The organism is Amycolatopsis albispora, from assembly GCF_003312875.1.
GTDB lineage: Bacteria > Actinomycetota > Actinomycetes > Mycobacteriales > Pseudonocardiaceae > Amycolatopsis > Amycolatopsis albispora.
The window spans coordinates 1,667,112-1,690,225 of record NZ_CP015163.1; the positions used below are offsets into that span (position 1 = coordinate 1,667,112).

The following is a 23,114-nucleotide window of genomic DNA, read 5'->3' on the forward strand; positions in this document are numbered from 1 at the left end:
GGTACCGGCTGGTCCGAGGGCGTGGGCATGCTGCTGGTCGAGCGGCTGTCCGACGCCCGGCGGAACGGGCATCGGGTGCTGGCCGTGCTCCGTGGCTCGGCGGTCAACCAGGACGGTGCGTCGAGCGGGCTCACGGCACCGAACGGGCCCTCGCAGGAACGGGTGATCCGGGCCGCGCTGTCGAACGCCGGGTTGTCCACTGTGGACGTGGACGCGGTGGAAGCCCATGGCACGGGGACCACACTGGGTGATCCGATCGAGGCGCAGGCGTTGCTGGCGACGTACGGCCAGGGGCGGGAGCGGCCGCTCGCGCTGGGTTCGGTGAAGTCGAACCTCGGGCACACGCAGGCCGCCGCCGGGGTCGCGGGTGTGATCAAGATGGCGCTGGCCATGCAGCATGGTGTGCTGCCGAAGACGCTGCACGTGGACGAGCCGACCCCGCACGTGGACTGGGCTTCGGGTGCGGTTTCGGTGCTGACCGAGCCCATGCCGTGGCCGGAGGCCGATCGGCCTCGCCGGGCGGGCGTGTCGGGTTTCGGGGTCAGCGGGACGAACGCGCACGTCATCCTGGAACAGGCGCCGCCGGAAGAGACCCCCGCCGCCACGCCCGTTCCCGCGATGATCCCCTGGGTGTTGTCCGGCAAGGGCGAAGGGGCGGTCCGCGAGCAGGCTGTCCGGCTTCTGTCGCATTTGGACAGCGACGCCAATCCCGCCGACATCGGTTTCTCCCTGGCGGCCACGCGCTCGACACACGAGCACCGCGCGGTGGTGCTCGGCGCGGACCGCGACGAGCTGGTGGCCGGACTTCATGAGCTGGCGGCAGGAAAGCCCGGCCCGGTGACCGGACGGGCGACGGCCGCGCCCAAGGTGGTTTTTGTCTTCCCCGGTCAGGGCGCGCAGTGGGCGGGGATGGCGGTGGAGTTGCTGGAGCTGCCGGTTTTTGTGGAGTCGATGGCGGCGTGTGCGGAGGCGTTGTCGCCGTTTGTTGAATGGTCGCTGCTGGATGCGGTGGCGGATGAAGGCCTGCTGGAGCGGGTTGATGTGGTGCAGCCCGTGTTGTGGGCGGTGATGGTGTCGCTGGCCGAGTTGTGGCGGTCGTTTGGGGTTGAGCCCGCTGCGGTGGTGGGGCATTCGCAGGGGGAGATCGCGGCCGCGTGTGTGGCGGGTGCGTTGTCGCTTGAGGACGCTGCGAAGGTGGTCGCCCTCCGGAGCAAGGCGCTTCCCGCGCTCTCGGGCCGCGGTGGCATGGTCTCGATCCCCTTGCCGGAAGCCGAGGTGCGGCAGCGGATCGACGACCGGATCTCCGTCGCGGCGGTGAACGGGCCCGCTTCCGTGGTGGTTTCCGGCGAGCCGGACGCGTTGGACGAGCTGCTCGGATCCTGCGCGGCCGACGGCATTCGGGCCAAGCGGATCCCGGTGGACTACGCCTCGCACTCACCACAGGTCGAAGCCATCGAAGACGGCCTGCGTGCCGACTTGGCCGGTATCAAGCCGCAACGGTCGCGTGTGCCGTTCTGCTCCGCGGTCACCGGCGCGGTGCTGGACACCAGCGAGCTGGACGCCGCCTACTGGTACCGCAACCTGCGCGAACCCGTCCGGTTCGACCGGGCCGTGACTGCCCTGCTGGACCAGGGCCGCGAGATCTTCGCCGAGATCAGCCCGCACCCGGTGCTCGCCGCTTCGATCCAGGAGGCCTTCGACCAACGCGACCTGGCCGACGCCGTGGTCGCCGGAACCCTGCGCCGGCACGACGGTGGCCCGCGGCGGTTCCTGACCTCGCTGGCCGAGGTCCACGTCCGCGGCGCCGCGGTCAACTGGGCGGCGGCCTTCCCGGGCGCCCGGCCGGTCGAGCTGCCCACCTACGCCTTCCAGCGGCAGCACTACTGGCTCGACGCGGGCCCGGCCACGGCCGGTGACCTCGGCTCGGCCGGACTGCGGTCGCCGGACCACCCGCTGCTGGGTGCGATGGTCGCGCTCGCCGACGGCGACGGCTGCCTGCTCACCGGGCGCCTTTCGCTCACGTCGCACCCGTGGCTGGCCGAGCACGCGGTCCGCGACACGGCGATCGTGCCGGGCACCGCCCTGCTGGAAATGGTGATCAGGGCAGCGGACCAGGTGGGCTGCGGCCGGGTCGGCGAACTGGTGCTCCAGGCACCGCTTCCGGTGGCCGATCCCGTGCAGGTGCAGGTGGTCGTCGGTGCGGCGGACGAGACCGGACGGCGTCCGGTCGAACTGCATTCCCGCCGCGAGGACGAACCGTGGACCTGCCACGCCACCGGCACGGTCTCGCCGGGCGCGACCACCCCGGCGTCGCCGGGTGAATGGCCGCCGCCGAACGCCGAAGCCGTCGACCTCGAGGGCTTCTACGACGGGCTGGCCGAACGCGGCCTGCGGTACGGCCCGGTCTTCCAAGGCGTGCAGGCGGTCTGGCGGCGCGGCGAGGAGATCTTCGCCGAGGTGGCGCTGCGGCCCGAAACCACCGACGCGGCCGCGTACGGTGTGCACCCCGCCCTGCTCGACGCCGCCTTGCACGCACTGGTCGTCACCGACGACAACACCGAACCGCGGCTGCCGTTCTCCTGGAACGGCGTCACCCTGCACGCCTCGGGCGCCGACAAGCTGCGCGTGCGCCTCACCCCCAGCGCGCCCGGCGTGCTCGCCTTGACGGCGACGGACGCCACCGGCCGCCCGGTGACCACAGTGGACTCACTCACCCTGCGCCCGCTGACCCCGGAAGCACTGAGCACGGGGGCCGAATCGCTCTACCGCGTCGAGTGGGCACCCATGCCGGTGGTCCCGGCGGCCGCCGCGCCGGACGCGGAGGTCGTCTGGCTGCCGCGGGCCGGCGGCGACCTGATCGAGGCCACGCACGAAGCCGCGTCCGAGGCGCTCGGCCTGGTGCAGTCGTGGCTCACCGAGGACCGACCCGGCTCGCTGGTGCTGGTCACCCGCTGTGCCGTCGCGATCGGGGACGAGGAACCGGATGTGGCCCGCGCCGCGGTCTGGGGCCTGGTCCGGTCGGCGCAGGCCGAGAACCCGGATCGCTTTGTCCTGGTCGACGCCGACGAGAACACCACCGAAGCGGCAGTGCTCGCGGCGGTCGCGTCCGGCGAACCGCAGCTGGCGATCCGTGGTGACCGGGTCCACGTGCCCAGGCTGGCCAGGACCACCGGATCCGGCGGAGTCGCATTCGACCCCGACGGCACGGTGTTGCTGTCCGGCGCCACCGGCACCCTGGGCAGGCTGATCACCCGGCACCTGGTGCGGGAGCACGGGGTCCGGCACCTCGTGCTGGCCGGTCGCCGCGGCAGCGCCCCGGAGCTGGAAGCCGAGCTGACCGCACTGGGCGCGAACGTCACCATGGCCGCCTGCGACATGGCCGACCGCGCCGCCGTCGCAGACCTGATCGACGCCATTCCGGCCACGCACCCGCTCACCGGCGTGCTGCACCTGGCCGGCGTGCTCGACGACGGCGTGGTGGGCGCGCTGACCCCCGAACGCCTCAGCGCGGTCCTGCGCCCGAAAGCCGACGCCGCGATCCACCTGCACGAGCTGACCGCGGACCGGCCGCTGTCGGCGTTCATCGTGTTCTCCTCCGCCGGGGCCACCTTCGGCGCGCCGGGGCAGGCGAACTACGCCGCCGCCAACGCGGCACTGGACGCGCTGGCCGCGCACCGGCGGGCACGCGGCCTGCCCGGCCTGTCGCTGGCCTGGGGGCTGTGGGCCGAGCGCGGCGGCATGACCGGGCACCTCGACGACGGCGAACTGCGCCGGATCACCGGTTCCGGGGTGGAGCCGCTGCCCGCCGACGAAGGGCTCGCGTTGTTCGACGCGGCCTGCGCGCACCCGGAAGCGGCCCTCGTCCCGGTCCGCCTGAACGCGTCCGCGTTGCGCGCCCAGGCCAAGGCGGGCACGCTCCCGGCGATCTTCCGCGGCCTGTTCCGCGGGCCGGCCCGGCCGAGCGCGGGCAACACGCCCGCCACCTCCTCACTCCGCACCGAACTGGCCGCGGCCCCGGAATCCCGGCGTGAGCAGCTCCTGCTCGACCTGGTGCGCACCGAAGCCGCCGCCGTGCTCGGTCATGCCGCCCGGGACGCGGTCGAGGAGAAAGCCCGTTTCGCCGAGCTGGGCTTCGACTCGCTCACCGCCGTCCAGCTGCGCAACCGGCTCAACGGCGCGACCGGCCTGCGCCTGCCCGCGACCATGGTCTTCGACCACCCGACCCCGCGTGCGCTCGCCCGCTTCCTCCGCGGTGAACTGCTCGGCCTGGAGTCGGTGACCACCACCGCGCCCGCCTCCGGCGCCACCGACGAACCGGTGGCGATCGTCGGCATGGCGTGCCGGTTCCCCGGTGGGGTGGACTCACCCGAGGCCCTCTGGGAACTGCTCACCGACGGCCGTGACGGCTTCTCGGAGTTCCCCGCTGACCGCGGCTGGAACCTCGACGAACTCTTCGACAACGACCCCGAGCGGACGGGGCGGTCCTACGTGCGTGAAGGCGGCTTCCTGCACGACGCCGCCGAGTTCGACGCGGGCTTCTTCGGCATTTCGCCGCGCGAGGCGCTCAGCATGGACCCGCAGCAGCGGTTGTTGCTGGAGACCTCGTGGGAGGCGATCGAACGAGCCGGGATCGACCCGCTTTCCCTGCAAGGCAGCCAAACCGGCGTGTTCGCCGGGGTGATGTACAACGACTACGGCGCCCGGCTGCTGATGCGGCCGGACGGTCCCGCCGAGTTCGAGGGCTATCTCGGCAACGGCAGCGCGGCCAGTGTCGCGTCGGGCCGGGTGGCGTATGCGCTGGGGCTCGAAGGTCCCGCGCTGACGGTGGACACGGCTTGCTCGTCGTCGCTGGTGGCGCTGCACCTGGCCGCGCAGGCGCTGCGGCACGGGGAATGCTCGCTCGCGGTCGCGGGCGGGGTGTCGGTGATGTCGACGCCGGGCACGTTCGTCGAGTTCAGCCGCCAGCGCGGGCTCGCTCCGGACGGCCGGTGCAAGTCCTTCGGGGCGGGCGCGGACGGCACCGCGATGTCCGAAGGCGTGGCGATGCTGGTGGTCGAGCGGTTGTCGGATGCGCGGCGGAACGGTCATCCGGTGCTGGCGGTGGTGCGGGGTTCCGCGGTGAATTCGGATGGTGCTTCGAACGGGCTGACGGCCCCGAACGGGCCATCGCAGGAGCGGGTGATCCGGGCGGCGCTGGCGAACGCTGGTTTGTCCACTGTGGACGTCGATGCGGTGGAGGCACACGGCACGGGCACCACCTTGGGTGATCCGATCGAGGCGCAGGCCTTGCTGGCGACCTACGGCCAAGGGCGCGAACAGCCGCTGCGACTGGGTTCGGTGAAGTCCAATCTCGGGCACACGCAGGCCGCCGCCGGGGTGGCCGGCGTGGTGAAGATGGTGCTGGCGATGCGGCATGGCGTGCTGCCGAAGACCTTGCACGTGGACGAGCCGACGCCGCACGTCGATTGGTCCAGTGGTGCGGTGTCGCTGCTGACCGAAGCCGAGCCGTGGCCGGAAACCGAGCGCCCCTGCCGGTCCGCGGTCTCGTCGTTCGGCATCAGCGGCACCAACGCGCATCTGGTGCTGGAGCAGGCACCGGCGGAACCGGAACGCGTGCCCGTGGTCAGCGAAGGCCCGGTGTTCTGGCCGATCTCGGGAGCGAACGAGGCCGCGTTGCGCGCGCAGGCCGAACGGCTGGCGGTGCACCTCGCGGACCGTCCCGGCCTGAGCCCGGCGGACGTCGGTTACTCGCTGGCTACCACCAGGTCACACCTGTCCCACCGCGCGGTCGTGCTGGGCTCCGATGTGGACGACCTGCTGCGAGGACTCCGCGCGCTGGCGGCGGGCACACCCGCGCCGAACGTGGTTTCCGCTACCACCGCGGGAGAACGGCCGGTTTTTGTGTTCCCCGGCCAGGGTGCGCAGTGGGCGGGTATGGCGGTGGAGTTGCTGGGCGTTTCGTCGGTGTTTGCGGGGTCGATGGGGGCGTGTGCGGAGGCGTTGTCGCCGTTTGTTGAGTGGTCGTTGCTTGATGTGCTGGCGGATGGGGGTTTGTTGGGGCGGGTTGATGTGGTTCAGCCGGTGTTGTGGGCGGTGATGGTGTCGCTGGCTGAGGTGTGGCGGTCGTTTGGGGTGGAGCCGGCGGCGGTGGTGGGTCATTCGCAGGGTGAGATCGCGGCGGCGTGTGTGGCGGGTGTGTTGTCGCTTGAGGATGGTGCGAAGGTGGTGGCGCTGCGGAGCAAGGCGTTGTTGAAGTTGTCCGGTGGTGGCGGCATGGTGTCGGTGGCGTTGCCGGAGGCGGAGGTGCGGGCGCGGATCGACGACCGGATTTCGGTCGCGGCGGTCAACGGACCCGCCTCCGTGGTGGTGTCCGGCCCGGCCGACGCGCTGGACGAGCTGATCGCCGAATTCGCCGCCGAGGAGATCAGTGCCCGCCGGATTCCGGTGGACTACGCCTCGCATTCTCCGGCGGTCACCGCGATCGAAGACGAACTGCTCACCGTGCTGGGTGAGATCCCGTCCCAGGCCCCGGCCGTGCCGTTCCTCTCCACGGTGACCGGCGAGCCCGTCGGCGAGCTGGATGCCCGGTACTGGTACCGGAACCTGCGCGAGACCGTCCGGTTCGACGAAGTCGTGCGGAAGCTCGCCGAGCAGGGGCACGGGGTTTTCCTCGAAGTCAGCCCGCACCCGGTGCTCGTGCCGAGCCTCCAGGAAACCGCCGAGGCGGCGATCGGCACGCTGCGCCGGGACCAAGGCGGGCTCGACCGGTTCCTGCGGTCCCTCGCCGAGGCCCACGTCCATGGCGCCGAACCCCGCTGGGACCGGATCTTCCCCGGTGCCGGGCGCGTGGACCTGCCCACCTACGCCTTCCAGCGGCAGCGCTTCTGGCTCGACGCGCCCGCCACCCCGGCGGCGACCGCGGCGGCCGACGACGAGTTCTGGTCCGCCGTCGAACGCGGTGACCTCGACGAACTGACCGGAGCACTGCGGGTCAACGGCGCGGACCCACGCGACGCGCTGAGTGAACTGCTGCCGTTCCTCGCGGACTGGCGCCGCAACCGGCAGGTCCAATCCACTGTGGACAGCTGGCGGTACCGGGTCCGCTGGCGGCCGGTTCGCGCGGAGCCGCCCGAGCCGGGACGCCGGATCGCCGTGGTCCCGTCCGGGTTCGCCGACGACCCGTGGGTGTCCGCCTGCGTCCGCGGCCTCGCGAACCACGGCGAGCTGACCACGGTGGAGCACGACGGCCGGTTCGCGGAACGCTTCCGCGAGGCGCTGGCGGACGGCCCGGTGAGCGCCGTGGTCTCGCTGCTCGCCGCCGACGAGCACACCGGTTTCGCCAACACCCTCGGCCTGGTGCAACTGCTCGGTGAGCTGGGCGCACCGGCCCCGATCTGGGCGGTGACCCGGTCCGCGGTTTCGGCCGGGCACCGGGACCCGGTGCGCAATCCCCGGCAGGCGCTGGTCTGGGGCTTCGGCCGGGTGGTCGGCCTCGAACACCCCGACCGCTGGGGCGGGCTCATCGACCTCCCGGACGTGCTCGACGAACGGTCCATCGAACTCGCGCTCGGCGCTCCGGCACCCGAGGACCAGGTGGCCGTCCGCGGTGGCCGGCTGCTCGCCCGCCGCCTCGTCCGCGCTCCACTGGACCAGGGTGCCGCCCGCCGCGACTGGCGTCCGGCGGGCACCTCGCTCATCACCGGTGGCACCGGCGCGCTCGGCGCCCAGGTCGCTCGCTGGCTCGCCCGCAGTGGTGCCGAGCACCTGCTGCTGGTCAGCCGCCGCGGTCCGGCGGCGCCGGGAGCCGGGGAACTCGAAGCCGAGCTGACCGGGCTCGGCGCGAAGGTCACCATCGCCTCGTGCGACGTCTCGGACCGCGAGGCACTGGCGGATCTGCTCGGCTCGATCCCGGCGGAGCAGCCGCTGACCGGGATCTTCCACACCGCCGCCGTTCTCGACGACGCGATGGTGGACGCGCTCACCCCCGGACAGCTCGGCCACGCGCTGAGCGTCAAGGCGGACGCGGCCGTCCACCTGCACGAGCTGACCAAGGACGCCGACCTCTCCGCGTTCGTGTTGTTCTCCTCCACGGCGGGCACGTTCGGCGCCGCCGGGCAGGGGAACTACGCGCCGGGCAACGCTTTCCTGGACGCCTTCGCGCATTGGCGGCGGGCACAGGGCTTGCCGGCGACCTCGGTCGCCTGGGGTGCGTGGGCCGACGGTGGCATGGCCGAACTGTCCTCGGTCGGGGAGGTCCTGCGCCGTCACGGCGTGCCCGCGATGGCCCCGGACCTCGCCACGACCGCGCTGCGGCAGGCCCTCGAAACCGGCGAAACCGCACTGGTGGTGGCCGACATCGAGTGGGAGCGGTTCGCCGTCGCCTTCACCGCGACCAGGCCCGCGCCCGCGCTCGACGAGATCCCGGAGGTCCGCGAACTCGCCGAAGCGACCGCCGAGCGCGGCACCGAGCAGACCGCACCACTGGTGGAGCGCCTGGCGTCGGCGTCCGCGGCCGAGCGCGACCGGCTGCTGCTGGAGGCGGTGCGGGAGAACGTGGCCGCCGTGCTCGGTTACGCCACCCCCGGCGAGCTCGCCGTCACCCGGCCGTTCACCGAACTCGGCTTCGACTCGGTGACCGCGGTGGAGATCCGCAACCGGCTGAACCGCGTGACCGGGCTCCGGCTGCCCGCGACGCTGGTCTTCAACCACCAGACCCCGGCGGCACTGGCGCGGTTCCTGCGCACCGAACTGGCGCCCGCCGCCTCGCCCGTACCCGCCGAGCTGGACAGGCTCGAAGCGGCGCTCGGTGACGGCAGCGATGTCGATCCAGCAGTCGTCACGCGGCTGCGTGCCCTGCTGCACCGGTGCGAAGGCCCGCCACCCGAAGACGACGAGTTCCTGGAGTCCGCGTCCGAAGAGGACATCTTCGCAATCATCGATCAAGAGCTCGGCAGGTCCTGATGACAGAAGACAAGAAGCTACTGAGCTATCTGAAGCGGGTGACCGCCGACCTGCGGCAGGTCCGCCGCAGGCTGGCCGAGGCCGAAGCCGGGCAGCGGGAACCGATCGCCATCGTCGGCATGGCCTGCCGGTTCCCCGGCGGGGTGCGCTCGCCGGAGGACCTCTGGCGGCTGGTGTCCGAAGGCGGCGACGCGATCACGGACTTCCCGATCGACCGCGGCTGGGATCCCGCGCTGTACGACCCGGATCCGGACCGCGCGGGCAAGAGCTACGTGCGCCAGGGCGGTTTCCTCGACGACACCACCGAATTCGACGCCGGCTTCTTCGGCATCTCACCCCGCGAGGCGGTGGCGATGGACCCGCAGCAGCGGCTGCTGCTGGAGACGTCGTGGGAGGTGTTCGAGCACGCGGGCATCGATCCCGAGACGCTGCGGGGCAGCCGGACCGGCGTGTTCGCCGGGACCAACGGCGGTGACTACACCTCGCTGATGGATGCCTCGGGCGGCGCCGAGGGCTACGTGGCGACCGGGAGCGCGGCCAGCGTGGTCTCCGGCCGGGTCGCCTACACCTTCGGCTTCGAAGGACCGGCGGTCACCGTGGATACGGCCTGCTCGTCTTCGCTGGTCGCACTGCACCTGGCGGCGCAAGCGCTGCGCTCGGGTGAATGCTCGCTGGCGCTCGCGGGCGGCGTGTCGGTGATGGCCAGCCCGGCCATCTTCGTGGAGTTCTCCCGCCAGCGCGGATTGGCCGCCGACGGCCGGTGCAAGTCGTTCGCGGCCGCGGCGGACGGCACGGCGATGGCCGAGGGCGTCGGTGCCGTGCTGGTCGAACGGCTCTCCGACGCCCGGCGCAACGGGCACCGGGTGCTGGCCGTCCTCCGCGGTTCGGCGGTCAACTCCGACGGCGCCTCCAACGGGTTCACCGCGCCCAACGGGAACTCGCAGGAGCAGGTCATCCGGCAGGCGCTCGCCGCGGCGCAGCTGTCCACTTCGGACATCGACCTGCTGGAAGCACACGGCACCGGGACCCGGCTCGGCGACCCGATCGAAGCGGGCGCGCTGCTGAACACCTACGGTGCCGACCGGCCGGACGGGCGGCCGCTGTGGCTCGGCTCGGTGAAGTCGAACATCGGGCACACGCAGGCCGCCGCCGGGATCGCCGGGGTGATCAAGTCGGTGCTCGCGCTGCGGCACGGGGTGGTGCCGCAAACCCTGCACGTCGACGAGCCCACCCCGCACGTGGACTGGCCTTCGGGTGCGGTCCGGCTGCCGGTGGAGCCGATGCCCTGGCCCGCCGGCCGGACGCGGCGCGCGGCGGTGTCCTCGTTCGGCATCAGCGGGACGAACGCGCACGTCGTCCTCGAACAGGAATCGGCGGAAGACGCTGCCGAACCGGCTCCCGCCGCGCAGCCCGTTCTCGCTTCCCACACCATTCCCTGGCTGCTCTCGGGCCGCGGTGAGGACGCGCTCCGTGCCCAGGCCGGCCGCCTGCTCACGCACCTGACCGCACGACCGGAGATCGAGCTCGCGGCCGTCGGCTGGTCGCTGGCCGCGACCCGGTCCGCCCACGCCAACCGGGCCGTGGTGCTGGCCGAGGACCTGGACGGGTTCCGGCGCGGGCTGCGGGAGATCGCGGACGGCCTGCCGGGCACCGGGGTGGTCGAAGGCGCGGTCGGCACCAGGAACGGCGTGGTTTTTGTGTTCCCCGGTCAGGGCGCGCAGTGGCCGGGCATGGCGCTGGAGCTGATCGACGCCTCACCGGTTTTCGCCGAATCGATGCGGTCCTGTGCCGACGCGCTGGACCCGTTCGTCGACTGGTCGCTGCCCGAGGTGCTGTCGAACGCGTCGATGCTGGAACGGGTCGACGTGGTCCAGCCCGCGTTGTGGGCGGTGATGGTGTCGCTGGCCGCGTTGTGGCGCGCGTGCGGGGTCGAGCCCGCCGCCGTGCTGGGGCATTCCCAGGGTGAGATCGCGGCGGCCTGCGTCGCGGGCGCGCTGACCCTGGACGACGGCGCCAAGGTGGTCGCCCTGCGCAGCCAGGCGCTCGGCGTGCTCTCCGGGCGGGGCGGCATGGTTTCGCTGACCGAACCGCTCGAGCGGGTGCGCGAGCGGATCGCACCGTGGGGTGAGCAGCTGTCGATCGCCGCGGTCAACGGCCCGGCCTCCGTGGTGGTCTCCGGCGCGGCCGACGCCCTCACCGAACTGCTGGCCGCCTGCGAGGCCGAGGGCGTGCGGGCCCGGCGGGTGGAGGTTGACTACGCCTCGCACTCCGTGCAGGTCGCCACCATTCGCGAGACCCTGCTGAGCACGCTCGCCGGGATCGAGCCGAAACCCGCCGACGTGCCGTTCCTGTCCACGGTGACCGGGAAGTGGCTCGACGGCACCGAGCTGACCGGCGAGTACTGGTACCACAACCTCCGGGAAACGGTGCGGTTCGAGGACGCCGCCCGCGAGCTGATCGACGCGGGCAACGGCGTGTTCGTGGAAGTCAGCCCGCATCCGATCCTGTCCGGTGGCCTTCGCGAGACCGCCGAGGGCACTGGCGCGGTGGCGCTGGGCTCGCTGCGCCGGGACCAGGGCGGTGCCGAGCGGTTCCTGCGCTCGCTCGCGGAAGCCTGCGTGCACGGCGCCCGGGTGGACTGGCCCGCGCTGTTCACCACGGCCACCCCGGTGGACCTGCCGACGTACGCCTTCCAGCGCAAGCGGTACTGGTGGTCCGCAGACGGCGGGGCCGACCGCGACCAGGTGGACGACCGCTTCTGGCGGCTCATCGCGGACGAGGACGTGTGTGAGGTCGCCGCCGCGTTGCGGGTCGGCGAGCAGGCACCGCTGACCGAGGTGCTGCCCGCGTTGTCGGCGTGGCACCGCCGGCGGCGTGAGGTGTCCGAAGTGGACTCCTGGCGGTACGGCGTGGCGTGGAAGCCGGTCGCCGAGCCGTCGGGTGCGCTGGGCGGCACCTGGATCGTGGTGACACACGAAGCCGGCGCGCTCACCGATGCCTGCGTCCGCGCATTGGACGAGCACGGGGTCCGGGTCCTCCCGCTGGACGTGGGCGATCGCGCGGTACTGGCGCGGCGGCTGTCCGAAGCGCTCGCGCAGGCCGGCGAGATCAGCGGCGTGCTGTCCCTGCTGGGACTGGCCGAAGACGGTGGCCTGCCCGAGACGCTCGCGCTGGTGCAGGCGCTCGGCGACGCCGGGGTGCCCGCGCCGCTGTGGTGCCTGACCCGGGGCGCGGTCTCCACCGGCCCCGGTGACCACTTGCGGCGGCCGGACCAGGCGCCAGTCTGGGGGCTCGGCCGGGTGGCCGCGCTGGAGCACCCGGACCGCTGGGGCGGGCTGATCGACCTTCCCGAAGAGCCGGACGAGCGGACCTGGCAGCGCATGTGCCTGGCACTGGCCGGAACGGGGGAGGACCAGCTCGCCATTCGCCCGGCGGGGCTGTCCGCGCGCCGGATGGTCCGGCGGCCCGGCGGTGACGCCGCCGAACCCTGGGACGCGTCCGGCACCGTGCTGGTGACCGGCGCGTCGGGCGGGCTCGGCCCGCACATCGTGCGCTGGCTGGCCGACCAGGGCGCCCGGCACGTGGTGCTCACCAGCCGCCGCGGGCCGGACGCTCCCGGCGCGGCCGAGCTGACCGCCGAACTGGCCGAGCGCGGCGTCGAACTAATCCCCGCCGCCTGCGACGTGACCGACCGCGACGCGCTGGCCACCCTGCTCGACGGCCTCCGCGTGCGGACGGTGATCCACGCGGCGGCGGTGATCCGGCTGGCACCGCTCGCCGAGCTGACTCCCGAAGACCTCGCCGAGGTGATGGCCGCGAAGGTGACCGGCGCGCGGCACCTGGACGAACTGCTCGAAGGCCATCCCGTCGAGCGCTTTGTGTCGTTCTCGTCGATCGCCGCGCTCTGGGGCAGCGGCGACCACGGCGCCTACGCCGCCGCCAACGCCTATCTCGACGCGCTCGCGGTGCACCGGCGCGGTCGTGGCCTGCCCGCCACCTCGGTCGGCTGGGGGGTGTGGGACGCGGCCAACGACGCCGATCCCGCCGAGGCCGCGCGCCGCGAAACCCGCAACGAACGCCTGCGACGCCAAGGCCTGCCCGCGATGGACCAGGGTGTCGCGCTGAGCGGCCTCCGCCAGGCACTCGATCTCGACGACACCTACGTGGCCGTCGCCGAGATCGACTGGCCCGCGTTCGCCTCGGTGCTGACCTCGGTGCGCCCGAGCCCGTTGCTGGCCGAAATGCCCGAGGCACGCCGTTTCCTGGAAGCCGCCGAAGCCGATCGGGCCGCGGTCGAGGGGGAGGCGGCGAAGCTGGCCGGGCGGCTGGCCGCGATGCCGGAGGCCGAGCGGTACCGCGCTGTGCTGGAGGTCGTGCGCACGCACGCGGCGGCTGTGCTGGGCCACGGCTCGCCACTCGACATCGACGAGAACCGGGGCCTGATGGACATCGGCTTCGATTCGATCACCGCGCTCGAACTGCGGAACCGGCTCGGTTCGGCGACCGGGCTCCGGCTCTCCAGCACGCTGATCTTCGACCACCCGAGCCCGGCCGCGATCAGCACGCACGTGTGCGCCGAACTGGCGCGGGACGCCGGTGCCGATCCGGACGCGGCGCTGGCCGAGATCGCGAACCTGGAACGCACCCTCGCCCAGCTGCCCGCCGGTGAAGCGGACCGGGCGGCCATCGGCGCGCGACTGGCCGCGCTGGCGGCGGAATGGACCGGCGCACCGGCGCCACCCGGCGAGTTCGACGGGCTGGAGCAGGCGAGCGCGGACGAGATGTTCGACCTCATCGAAAAAGAATTCGGGAAGTCCTGATGGCCGACAAGATGACCGAAGCGAAACTTCTCGACCACCTCAAGTGGATGACCGGCGAGCTGCGGCAGACCCGCAGGCAGCTCGGTGAAGCCGAGGCGCGGGACCGCGAGCCGATCGCGATCGTGGCGATGAGCTGCCGGTTCCCCGGCGGCGTGACCAGCCCGGACGAGCTGTGGGAGCTGGTTTCGGCCGGCCGTGACGCGGTCACCGGGTTCCCGCGTGACCGCGGCTGGGACGTGGACGGGCTCTACGATCCCGACCCGGACCGGCCGGGCACCTCCTACGTCCGCGAAGGCGGATTCATCGAAGGCGCCGCGGACTTCGATCCGGCGTTCTTCGGCATCTCGCCGCGCGAGGCGCTCGCGACCGATCCGCAGCAGCGGCTGGTGCTGGAGACCTCCTGGGAGGCGTTCGAGCGCGCCGGGATCGATCCGGCGACGCTGAACGGCAGCAGCACCGGGGTTTTTGTCGGCTGCAGCGGCCAGGAGTACACCTCGATGGCCGCGCAGACCTCGAACGATCTCGCGTCCTATGTGGTCAGTGGGACCGCGCCCAGCGTGGTTTCCGGCCGGGTGGCGTACGTGCTCGGCCTGACCGGGCCCGCGCTGACCATCGACACCGCGTGCTCGTCGTCGCTGGTGGCGCTGCACCTGGCGGCCCGGTCGCTGCGGTCGGGTGAATGCTCGCTGGCGCTCGCCGGTGGCACGGCGGTGATGGCGACTCCCGGCGAGTTCACCGGGTTCAGCAGGCTCCGCGTGCTCGCGCGCGATGGGCGTTGCCGTGCGTTCGCCGCGTCGGCCGACGGCATGGGCCTGGCCGAGGGCGTGGGGGTGCTGCTGCTGGAACGGCTGTCCGACGCCCAGCGGAACGGGCACCCGGTGCTGGCCGTGGTGCGTGGTTCCGCGGCGAATTCCGACGGTGCGTCGAGCGGGCTGACGGCGCCGAACGGCCCGTCGCAGGAGCGCGTGATCCGGGCGGCACTGGCGAACGCCGGTCTGTCCACTGTGGATGTGGACGCGGTGGAGGCACACGGCACGGGCACCACTCTGGGCGACCCGATCGAGGCGCAGGCGTTGCTCGCGACGTACGGGCGGGGCAGGTCGGGTGATCCGCTGTGGCTGGGGTCGGTGAAGTCGAACCTGGGGCACACACAGGCCGCGGCCGGGGTGGCCGGAGTGATGAAGATGGTGCTCGCGATGCGGCACGGCGTGCTGCCGAAGACCTTGCACGTGGACGAGCCGACGCCGCACGTGGACTGGTCCAGTGGTGCGGTGTCGCTGCTGACCGAGCCGGTGCCGTGGCCGGAAACCGGCAGGCCGCGCCGGGCGGGCGTGTCCGGCTTCGGGCTCGGCGGCACCAACGCGCACGTGGTGCTGGAACAGGCGCCGGTCGAGGAAACGCCTGCTGCCGGACCGGTACCAGTGGTGGTCCCGTGGGTGCTGTCCGGCAAGGGACCGGCCGCCCTCCGCGCACAGGCCGACCGGCTGGCGTCCGAAGTGGACACCGAGGCGAGTGTGGCGGATGTCGGGCTGTCGCTGGCCACCACCCGCTCGCTGCACCAGGACCGCGCGGTGGTCGTCGGCGCGAACCGTGAGGAACTGCTGCGCGGGCTGCGCGCGATTGCCGACGGCACACCGGGACCCGGGGTGACCACCGGCAGGGCGCTCGTCAGGGACGGCGTGGTCTTCGCCTTTCCCGGTCAGGGTGCGCAGTGGGCGGGTATGGCGGTGGAGTTGCTGGGCGTTTCGTCGGTGTTTGCGGGGTCGATGGGGGCGTGTGGGGAGGCGTTGTCGCCGTTTGTTGAGTGGTCGTTGTTTGATGTGCTGGGGGATGGGGGTTTGTTGGGGCGGGTTGATGTGGTGCAGCCGGTGTTGTGGGCGGTGATGGTGTCGCTGGCTGAGGTGTGGAGGTCGTTTGGGGTGGAGCCGGCGGCGGTGGTGGGTCATTCGCAGGGTGAGATCGCGGCGGCGTGTGTGGCGGGTGGGTTGTCGCTTGAGGATGGTGCGAAGGTGGTGGCGCTGCGGAGCAAGGCGTTGTTGAAGTTGTCCGGTGGTGGCGGCATGGTGTCGGTGGCCCTGCCGGAGGCGGAGGTGCGGGAGCGGATCGACGATCGGATTTCGGTCGCGGCGGTCAACGGACCCGCCTCGGTGGTCGTTTCCGGCGAGCTGGACGCGCTGGATGCACTGGTCGAATCCTGTGCCGCCGAAGACATTCGCGCGAAGCGGATCCCCGTGGACTACGCCTCGCACTCACCACAGGTCGAGTCGATCCGCGAGCACCTGCTCGAAGTCCTGGCGGACATCACGCCCCGGCCGGGCAAGATCCCGTTCTGCTCGGCGGTCACCGGCACCGTGATCGACACCGGTGAACTCGACGCCGGGTACTGGTACCGCAACCTCCGGCAGACCGTGTTGTTCGAGCCGGCCACCCGTGGCCTGCTCGCCCAGGGCAACCGCGCGTTTGTCGAGGTCAGCCCGCATCCGGTGCTGGTCACCGCGTTGCAGGAGACGGACGGCGACGCCGCGGTCGTGGGCACGCTCCGGCGTGACGACGGCGGCCTGTCCCGGATGCTGACCTCGCTGGCCGAGGCAAACGTGCAGGGCATCGAGGTGGACTGGACGCCCGCGTTCCCCGGCGCGCGACGGGTCGAGCTGCCCACCTACGCCTTCCAGCGGCAGCGCTACTGGCTGGACCGGCCGTCCGCGCACGGCGGCGAAGAAGTGCACCCCGTGCTCGACACGATCGTCGGCCTCGCCGAAGGTGACGGCCTGGTGCTGACCGGCCGCCTGTCGCTGGCCACCCATGCCTGGCTGGCCGACCACACCGTGCTCGGCACCGTGGTTGTGCCCGGTACCGCGCTCGTCGAGCTGGCGTTGCGCGCGGGCGCCGAGGCCGGATGCGGTCGCGTCGAGGAACTCACCCTGGAAACGCCACTGGTGCTGCCCGAGAACGGCGCGGTGCAGGTGCAGCTCACCGTCGGCGGCGCCGACAACGCGGGCAACCGGCCGGTCAGCCTGCACTCCCGCACCGATGACGCGCCCTGGACCCGTCACGCGACCGGCCTGCTCGCGGAAGCGCCGCCGCTGCCCGAGCCGTTGGCCGACCAGTGGCCGCCCGCCGGTGCGCAGCCGGTCGACGTGAGCGACTTCTACGACCGCCTGACCGAGCAGGGTTACCAGTACGGGCCGGTGTTCCAGGGCCTGCGGGCGGTGTGGACCCGTGGTGCGGAAACCTTCGCCGAAGTGGACCTTCCCGGCGACACGCAGGAGGAGGCCGGGCGGTTCGGCTTGCATCCGGCCCTGTTCGACGCGGCACTGCACCCGGTCGCGATCGACCCGGACGGCACCGCTGACGGCAGGGCTCGCCTGCCGTTCTCGTGGACCGGGGTTTCGTTGCACCAGCCGGGTGCCGCCGCCGTTCGTGTCCGGTTGAAGCAGTCGGGTCCCGGCGCGGTGACCGCCGAGCTGGCGGATGCGACCGGCCGGCCGGTGCTCTCGGTGGAGGCGCTGGTGGCCCGGCCGGTGTCGGCGGCCCAGCTCGGCGCCGTGCGCGGTGAGGACCACGGCGCCCTGTTCCGGGTCGACTGGATCGAAGCGGCCGCGGCGGAAGCTCCCGGCTCGATCGCGGTCGTGGGTGAGGCGCTGTTCGATGGTGATCACCCCCGCTGTCCGGACCTGGCCGCGCTGGCGGCCGAACCGTCCATTCCGGACATCGTCTACGCCGCCTGCCCGGCGGACCAGGCGGGGGAGACCGCGGAGGCGGTACGCGCGGCACTCGGGAAGACCCACGAACTGCTGTGCGCGTGGCTGGCCGAGGAACGGTTCGCGGCGAGCAGGCTGGTGCTGGTCACCCGGAACGCGGTCGGTGACCAGCCGGACCTGCGAGCCGCCCCGATCTGGGGCCTGGTCCGGTCCGCGCAATCGGAACACCCCGACCGGTTCGTCCTGGTCGATCTCGACGACCACGACACTTCGGCGCGTGCGCTGCCGACCGCGGCGGCGCTCGGCGAACCTCAGGTCGCACTGCGGGAAGGGCAGCCGCTGGTGCCCAGGCTGGCCAGGGTGTCGCCGGGCACCGAGGCACCACCGGAGTTCGGCGCGGACGGCACGGTGCTGGTGACCGGCGCCGGGGGCGTGCTGGGCGGGGTGTTCGCCCGTCACCTGGTCACCGAGTACGGGGTGCGGCGGCTCCTGCTGGTCAGCCGCCGCGGTGAGCTGCCGGAACTGCGGACCGGCCTGGAGGCGCTCGGCGCGCACGTCACCATGGCCGCCTGTGATGTCACCGACCGGGACGCGCTGGCCAGGGTGCTCGCGGACCATCCGGTGACCGGTGTGGTGCACACCGCGGGCGTGGTCGACGACGGGGTGCTCGAAGCACTGACCCCCGAGCGGTTCGACCGGGTGCTCGGCCCCAAGGTGGACGGCGCGCTCGCCCTGCACGAGCTGACCCGGGACCTCGGCCTGTCGGCGTTCGTGGTGTTCTCCTCGGCGGCCACCACCATGGGTGCGCCGGGGCAGGCCAACTACGCGGCCGCCAACGCCTTCCTGGACGCGCTGGTCCACCACCGCCGCGCCCGCGGGCTGCCCGGCACCTCGCTCGCGTGGGGCATGTGGGCCGAGCGCAGCGCGATGACCGCCCAGCTCACCGACGGCGACCTGCACCGCATGGAGCGCACCGGGATCAGCCCGCTGACCACCGAGCAGGGCGTCGCGTTGTTCGACGCCGCCCTGCGCGGGCCGGAACCGGTGGTGGTGCCGATCCGGTTGAACCCGGCGGCGGTCCGGCTGCGGCCGGGCGCGGTGCCCGCGATGCTGCGCGGCCTGGTGAAAGCCCCGCGTCGCCGCGAACAGGCACCGGTGGATCTCCCCGCCAGGCTCACCGGACTGTCCGAAGAGGACCAGCGGCGCCTGCTGCTGGACGTGGTTCGGGCGCAGGCGGTCGATGTGCTCGGTTACGTGTCCGCCGGCGAGGTCGAGCCGGGCAAGGCGTTCTCCGATCTCGGCTTCGACTCGCTGACCGCCGTCGAGCTGCGCAACCGGCTCGCTACCGCAACTGGCCTGCGGCTGCCCGCGACGCTGGTTTTCGACCACCCGACCCCGGAAGCACTGGCCGGAGAACTGCGGGCACGCCTGTCACCGGAGCCGGTGACCGATGTCGCGGCGATCCTCGCCGAACTCGACGGCCTGGCGGAGAAGCTGGCCGCGCTGGACACCGACGCGCAGACCATTGTGGACACCCGGCTGGCGAGGCTGATCTCCCGGCGCGACGGGGAAGCCTCGGCCGCCGATCGGCTGGCGGCCGCCACCGACGACGAGGTCTTCGCCTTCATCGACAACGACCTGGGGCGCTGAGAGCCATGGCCAACGAGGAGAAGCTCCGCGAATACCTCAAGCGGGTTTCCGGTGAGCTGCACGAAGCCCGGCTGACGATTCGCGAGCTGGAGGAACGGGACCGCGAGCCGGTCGCCATTGTCGGCATGGCCTGCCGGTTCCCCGGCGGGATCGGCACGCCGGACGAGCTGTGGTCGCTGCTGGCCGCCGGCGGTGACGTGATCTCCGGCTTCCCGGAGGACCGGGGCTGGACGGCCGGGCACACCGAGCAAAGCGTGGTGCACCAGGGCGGTTTCCTCGACGACGCCGCCGGGTTCGACGCGGCGTTCTTCGGCATCTCGCCGCGGGAGGCGCTGGCGATGGACCCGCAGCAGCGGCTGCTGCTGGAGACGTCGTGGCATGCCTTCGAGGACGCGGGCATCGACCCGGCGACGCTGCGCGGCAGCCGGACCGGCGTGTTCGCGGGCCTGATGCACAACGACTACAGCTCGCTCGCCCCCGCCGACGCGGCCGGGCTCGAAGAACTGCAGGGCTACCTGGGCAACGGCAGCGCGGGCAGCGTGGCGTCCGGCCGGGTGGCGTACGTGTTCGGGCTGGAGGGCCCGGCCGTGACGGTGGACACCGCGTGCTCGTCTTCGCTGGTCGCGTTGCACTGGGCGGCCCGGTCGCTGCGCTCGGGCGAATGCTCGCTCGCGCTGGCCGGTGGGGTGACGGTGATGGCCACCCCGGGCACGTTCCTGGAGTTCAGCCGTCAGCGCGGGCTGGCGGCCGACGGCCGGTGCAAGCCGTTCGCGGCGGCGGCCGACGGCACGGGCTGGTCCGAGGGTGTGGGCATGTTGCTGATCGAGCGGCTGTCCGACGCCCGGCGGAACGGCCACCGGGTGCTGGCGCTGGTCCGCGGCTCGGCGGTCAACTCCGATGGTGCTTCGAACGGGTTGACCGCGCCGAACGGGCCGTCGCAGGAGCGGGTCATCCGGCAGGCGCTCGCCCAGGCGCGCCTGACCCCGGACGAGGTCGACGCCGTGGAGGCACACGGCACGGGCACCACCCTGGGCGATCCGATCGAGGCACAGGCCTTGCTGGCGACTTACGGCCAAGGGCGCGAACAGCCGCTGCGGCTGGGGTCGGTGAAGTCGAACCTCGGGCACACGCAGGCCGCCGCGGGCGTGGCGGGTGTGCTCAAGATGGTGCTGGCGATGCGTCACGGCTTGCTGCCCCAGACGCTGCACGTGGACGAACCGACGCCGCATGTGGACTGGGCCAGTGGTGCGGTTTCGCTGCTGACCGAGCCGGTGCCGTGGCCGGAAACCGGCAGGCCGCGCCGGGCGGGTGTGTCCGGTTTCGGCGTCAGCGGCACCAACGCCCACGTCATCCTGGAACAGGCTCCGGCGGCGGACGGCGGAGAGACCGGTGAGCCGTCGCCCGGATTGATCCCGTGGATCGTCTCCGCTCGCGGGCAGGAAGCGCTGCGGGCTCAGGCGGACCGCCTTCAGTCCGTTGTGGACGGCGCGGACCCGGCTGCCGTCGCCCGCTCGCTGGTGACCAAGCGTTCGGTGCACGAGCACCGTGCGATGGTGCTCGGCGCCGACCGTGACGAGTTGATGCGCGGCCTGGCCGAAGTGGCCGCCGGTTCCGCGGAGATCAGCGGCCGCGCACGCACGGGTGCGGAGATCGCCTTTGTCTTCCCCGGTCAGGGTGCGCAGTGGGCGGGCATGGCGGTGGAGTTGCTGGAGCTGCCGGTTTTTGCGGGGTCGATGGCGGCGTGTGCGGAGGCGTTGTCGCCGTTTGTCGAGTGGTCGTTGCTGGATGCGGTGGCGGATGAAGGTCTGCTGGAGCGGGTTGATGTGGTGCAGCCCGTGTTGTGGGCGGTGATGGTGTCGCTGGCCGAGTTGTGGCGGTCGTTTGGGGTTGAGCCCGCTGCGGTGGTGGGGCATTCGCAGGGTGAGATCGCGGCCGCGTGTGTCGCGGGTGCGTTGTCGCTTGAGGACGGTGCGAAGGTGGTCGCCCTGCGCAGCCGGGCGTTGCTGAAGCTGTCCGGTGCGGGTGGCATGCTGTCGATGGCCGCTCCGGTGGACGAAGTCCGGGCGCGGATCGGCGATCGGGCGCACGTCGCCGCGGTGAACGGGCCCGAATCCGTGGTGGTCTCCGGCACCCCCGAGGTGCTCGACGAACTCGCCGCCGAGGCGACGGGGATCCGGGTGAAGCGGCTCCCGGTCGACTACGCCTCCCACTCGCCGCAGGTCGAGTCCCTCCGCGAACACCTGCTGGAGGTGCTGTCCGGAATCCAGCCGTCGGCCGCGCGCCTTCCCTTCTGCTCGGCTGTGACCGGGGATTTCCTCGACACGACGACGCTGGACGCCGAGTACTGGTACCAGAACCTGCGTGAGCCGGTCCGGTTCGACCAGGCCGTCGCGCGGGCAGGCAAACCGGTGTTCATCGAGGTCAGCCCGCATCCTGTGCTCACCGCCGCGATCGAGGGAGCCGCCGTGGTGGGCACGCTCCGCCGGGGTGACGGCGGCCCGCGCCGCTTCCTCACCTCGCTGGGGGAAGCGTGGGTCGCCGGAGCGCCGGTCGACTGGACGCGCTCGCTCCCGGACGGGCCCACCATCGACCTGCCCGGCTACGCCTTCCAGCACACCCGGTTCTGGCTCGACCCCGGTTCCGCCGCGGGCGATCTCACCGCGGTCGGCCTGGAGCCGGTCGAGCACCCGGTGTTCGGTGCGCTCACGCGGCTAGCGGACGGCGGGTTGGTGCTGAGCGGCCGCCTCGGGCTGGAGTCCCACCCCTGGCTCGCCGATCGGGTGGTGCTCGGCACCGTGCTGGTCCCGGAAGCGTTGTTCGCCGAGGCCGCGGTGCTGGCGGCCGACCAGGCGGGATACGACGTCGTCGAGGAACTGCTCCCGCGGACACCGCTGGTGCTTCCCACCGAGGGCGCGCTCCGGCTCCAGCTGACCGTTGATGCTGCCGGGCGGTTCGCGGTCCATTCCCTGGCCGACGGTCCGGAGTGGACCTGCCACGCGACCGGAACCCTGGCACACAGCACAGAACCGGCCGCCGGCCCCGGGCTGCCGTGGCCACCGGCGAACGCGACCGCGGTCGATGTGGGCGAGTTCTACGATCGTCTCGCCGAGCGCGGCCGGGAGTACGGTCCGGCGTTCCGCGGCGTGCGGAACCTGTGGGAGCACGATGGAGAGACCTTCGTCGAAGCAGAACTGCCCACGGAAAGCGCGGAAAACTACGCCCTGCACCCGGCCCTGCTCGACGCTGTGTTCCAGACCGGGACCGACGCCCTCGCTTTCCGCGGCCTGACCCTGCACGTTTCGGGCGCCACCTCCCTCCGGGCCCGGATCTCCGCGGAGTCCGTGCTGATCACCGACAACACGGGCACCACGGTCGCGACGATCGAAGCGTGTGACCGCGTACCGCTCGCGGAAGCCGAGGTCCGGGCCGCGGCCGAGCGGGTCCGGGCCGGGAAGGCGGTGGTCCGCCCAGTGCCCACCCGGGCGCGGGCGAGCACCACCTCGCTGGCCGAACGGCTGGCCACCGCCGGCGAACCCGGGGAAGTGGTGCTGGACCTCGTGCGCGAGCACGTGGCCGCGGTGCTGGGCCACGATTCCCCCGAGTCGGTCGAACCCGGACTGCCGTTCTCCGACCTCGGCTTCGACTCGCTGACCGCGGTCGACCTGCGCAACCGGCTCGGCGCGGCCACCGGGTTGCGTCTGCCCGCGTCGCTGGCCTTCAACCACCCGACCCCGGCGGCGCTGGCCGCGCACCTGCACGCCCGGCTGCGGCCGGACGGGGCACGTGATCTCGAGGCCGAGTTCGACGCGCTGACCGTGGAACTGGCGGGGCTGCCGCCGGATTCCGGCCCGCGGGTGCGGGTGCTCGCCCGGCTGCGGGAAGTGCTGGCCGAGCACGACGGCCCGCCACCCGGCCACGACCTCGATTCCGCCACCGACGACGAACTGTTCGACCTCGTCGACAACCACCTCGGCTGACGCCG

General features: G+C 72.6%; 3 protein-coding genes and 2 pseudogenes. All 5 read left to right on the forward strand.

Features of this window, described 5'->3' with window-relative positions; translation table 11 throughout:
• Positions 1 to 27: 27 nt before the first annotated feature.
• Positions 28 to 1,749: pseudogene (locus A4R43_RS44900) on the forward strand (type I polyketide synthase); the annotation flags it as partial.
• A gap of 216 nt (positions 1,750 to 1,965) precedes the next feature.
• Positions 1,966 to 8,961, forward strand: a complete 6,996-nt coding sequence (locus A4R43_RS08000) for a type I polyketide synthase (protein ID WP_472240952.1) — start codon at positions 1,966 to 1,968, stop codon at positions 8,959 to 8,961.
• Positions 8,958 to 13,781, forward strand: coding sequence for a type I polyketide synthase (locus tag A4R43_RS44540; protein ID WP_418190838.1), 4,824 nt, complete (start codon positions 8,958 to 8,960; stop codon positions 13,779 to 13,781). Before A4R43_RS08000 ends, A4R43_RS44540 begins: the two co-directional genes overlap by 4 nt.
• Entirely contained in the window at positions 13,781 to 19,132 is a 5,352-nt protein-coding gene (locus A4R43_RS08010; protein WP_236808836.1) for a type I polyketide synthase, read from the forward strand. The genes A4R43_RS44540 and A4R43_RS08010 overlap by 1 nt, the downstream gene beginning before the upstream one ends.
• Before the next feature lie 35 nt (positions 19,133 to 19,167).
• Positions 19,168 to 23,109 (forward strand): annotated as a pseudogene (locus tag A4R43_RS08015) (type I polyketide synthase); the annotation flags it as partial.
• Positions 23,110 to 23,114: the final 5 nt, after the last annotated feature.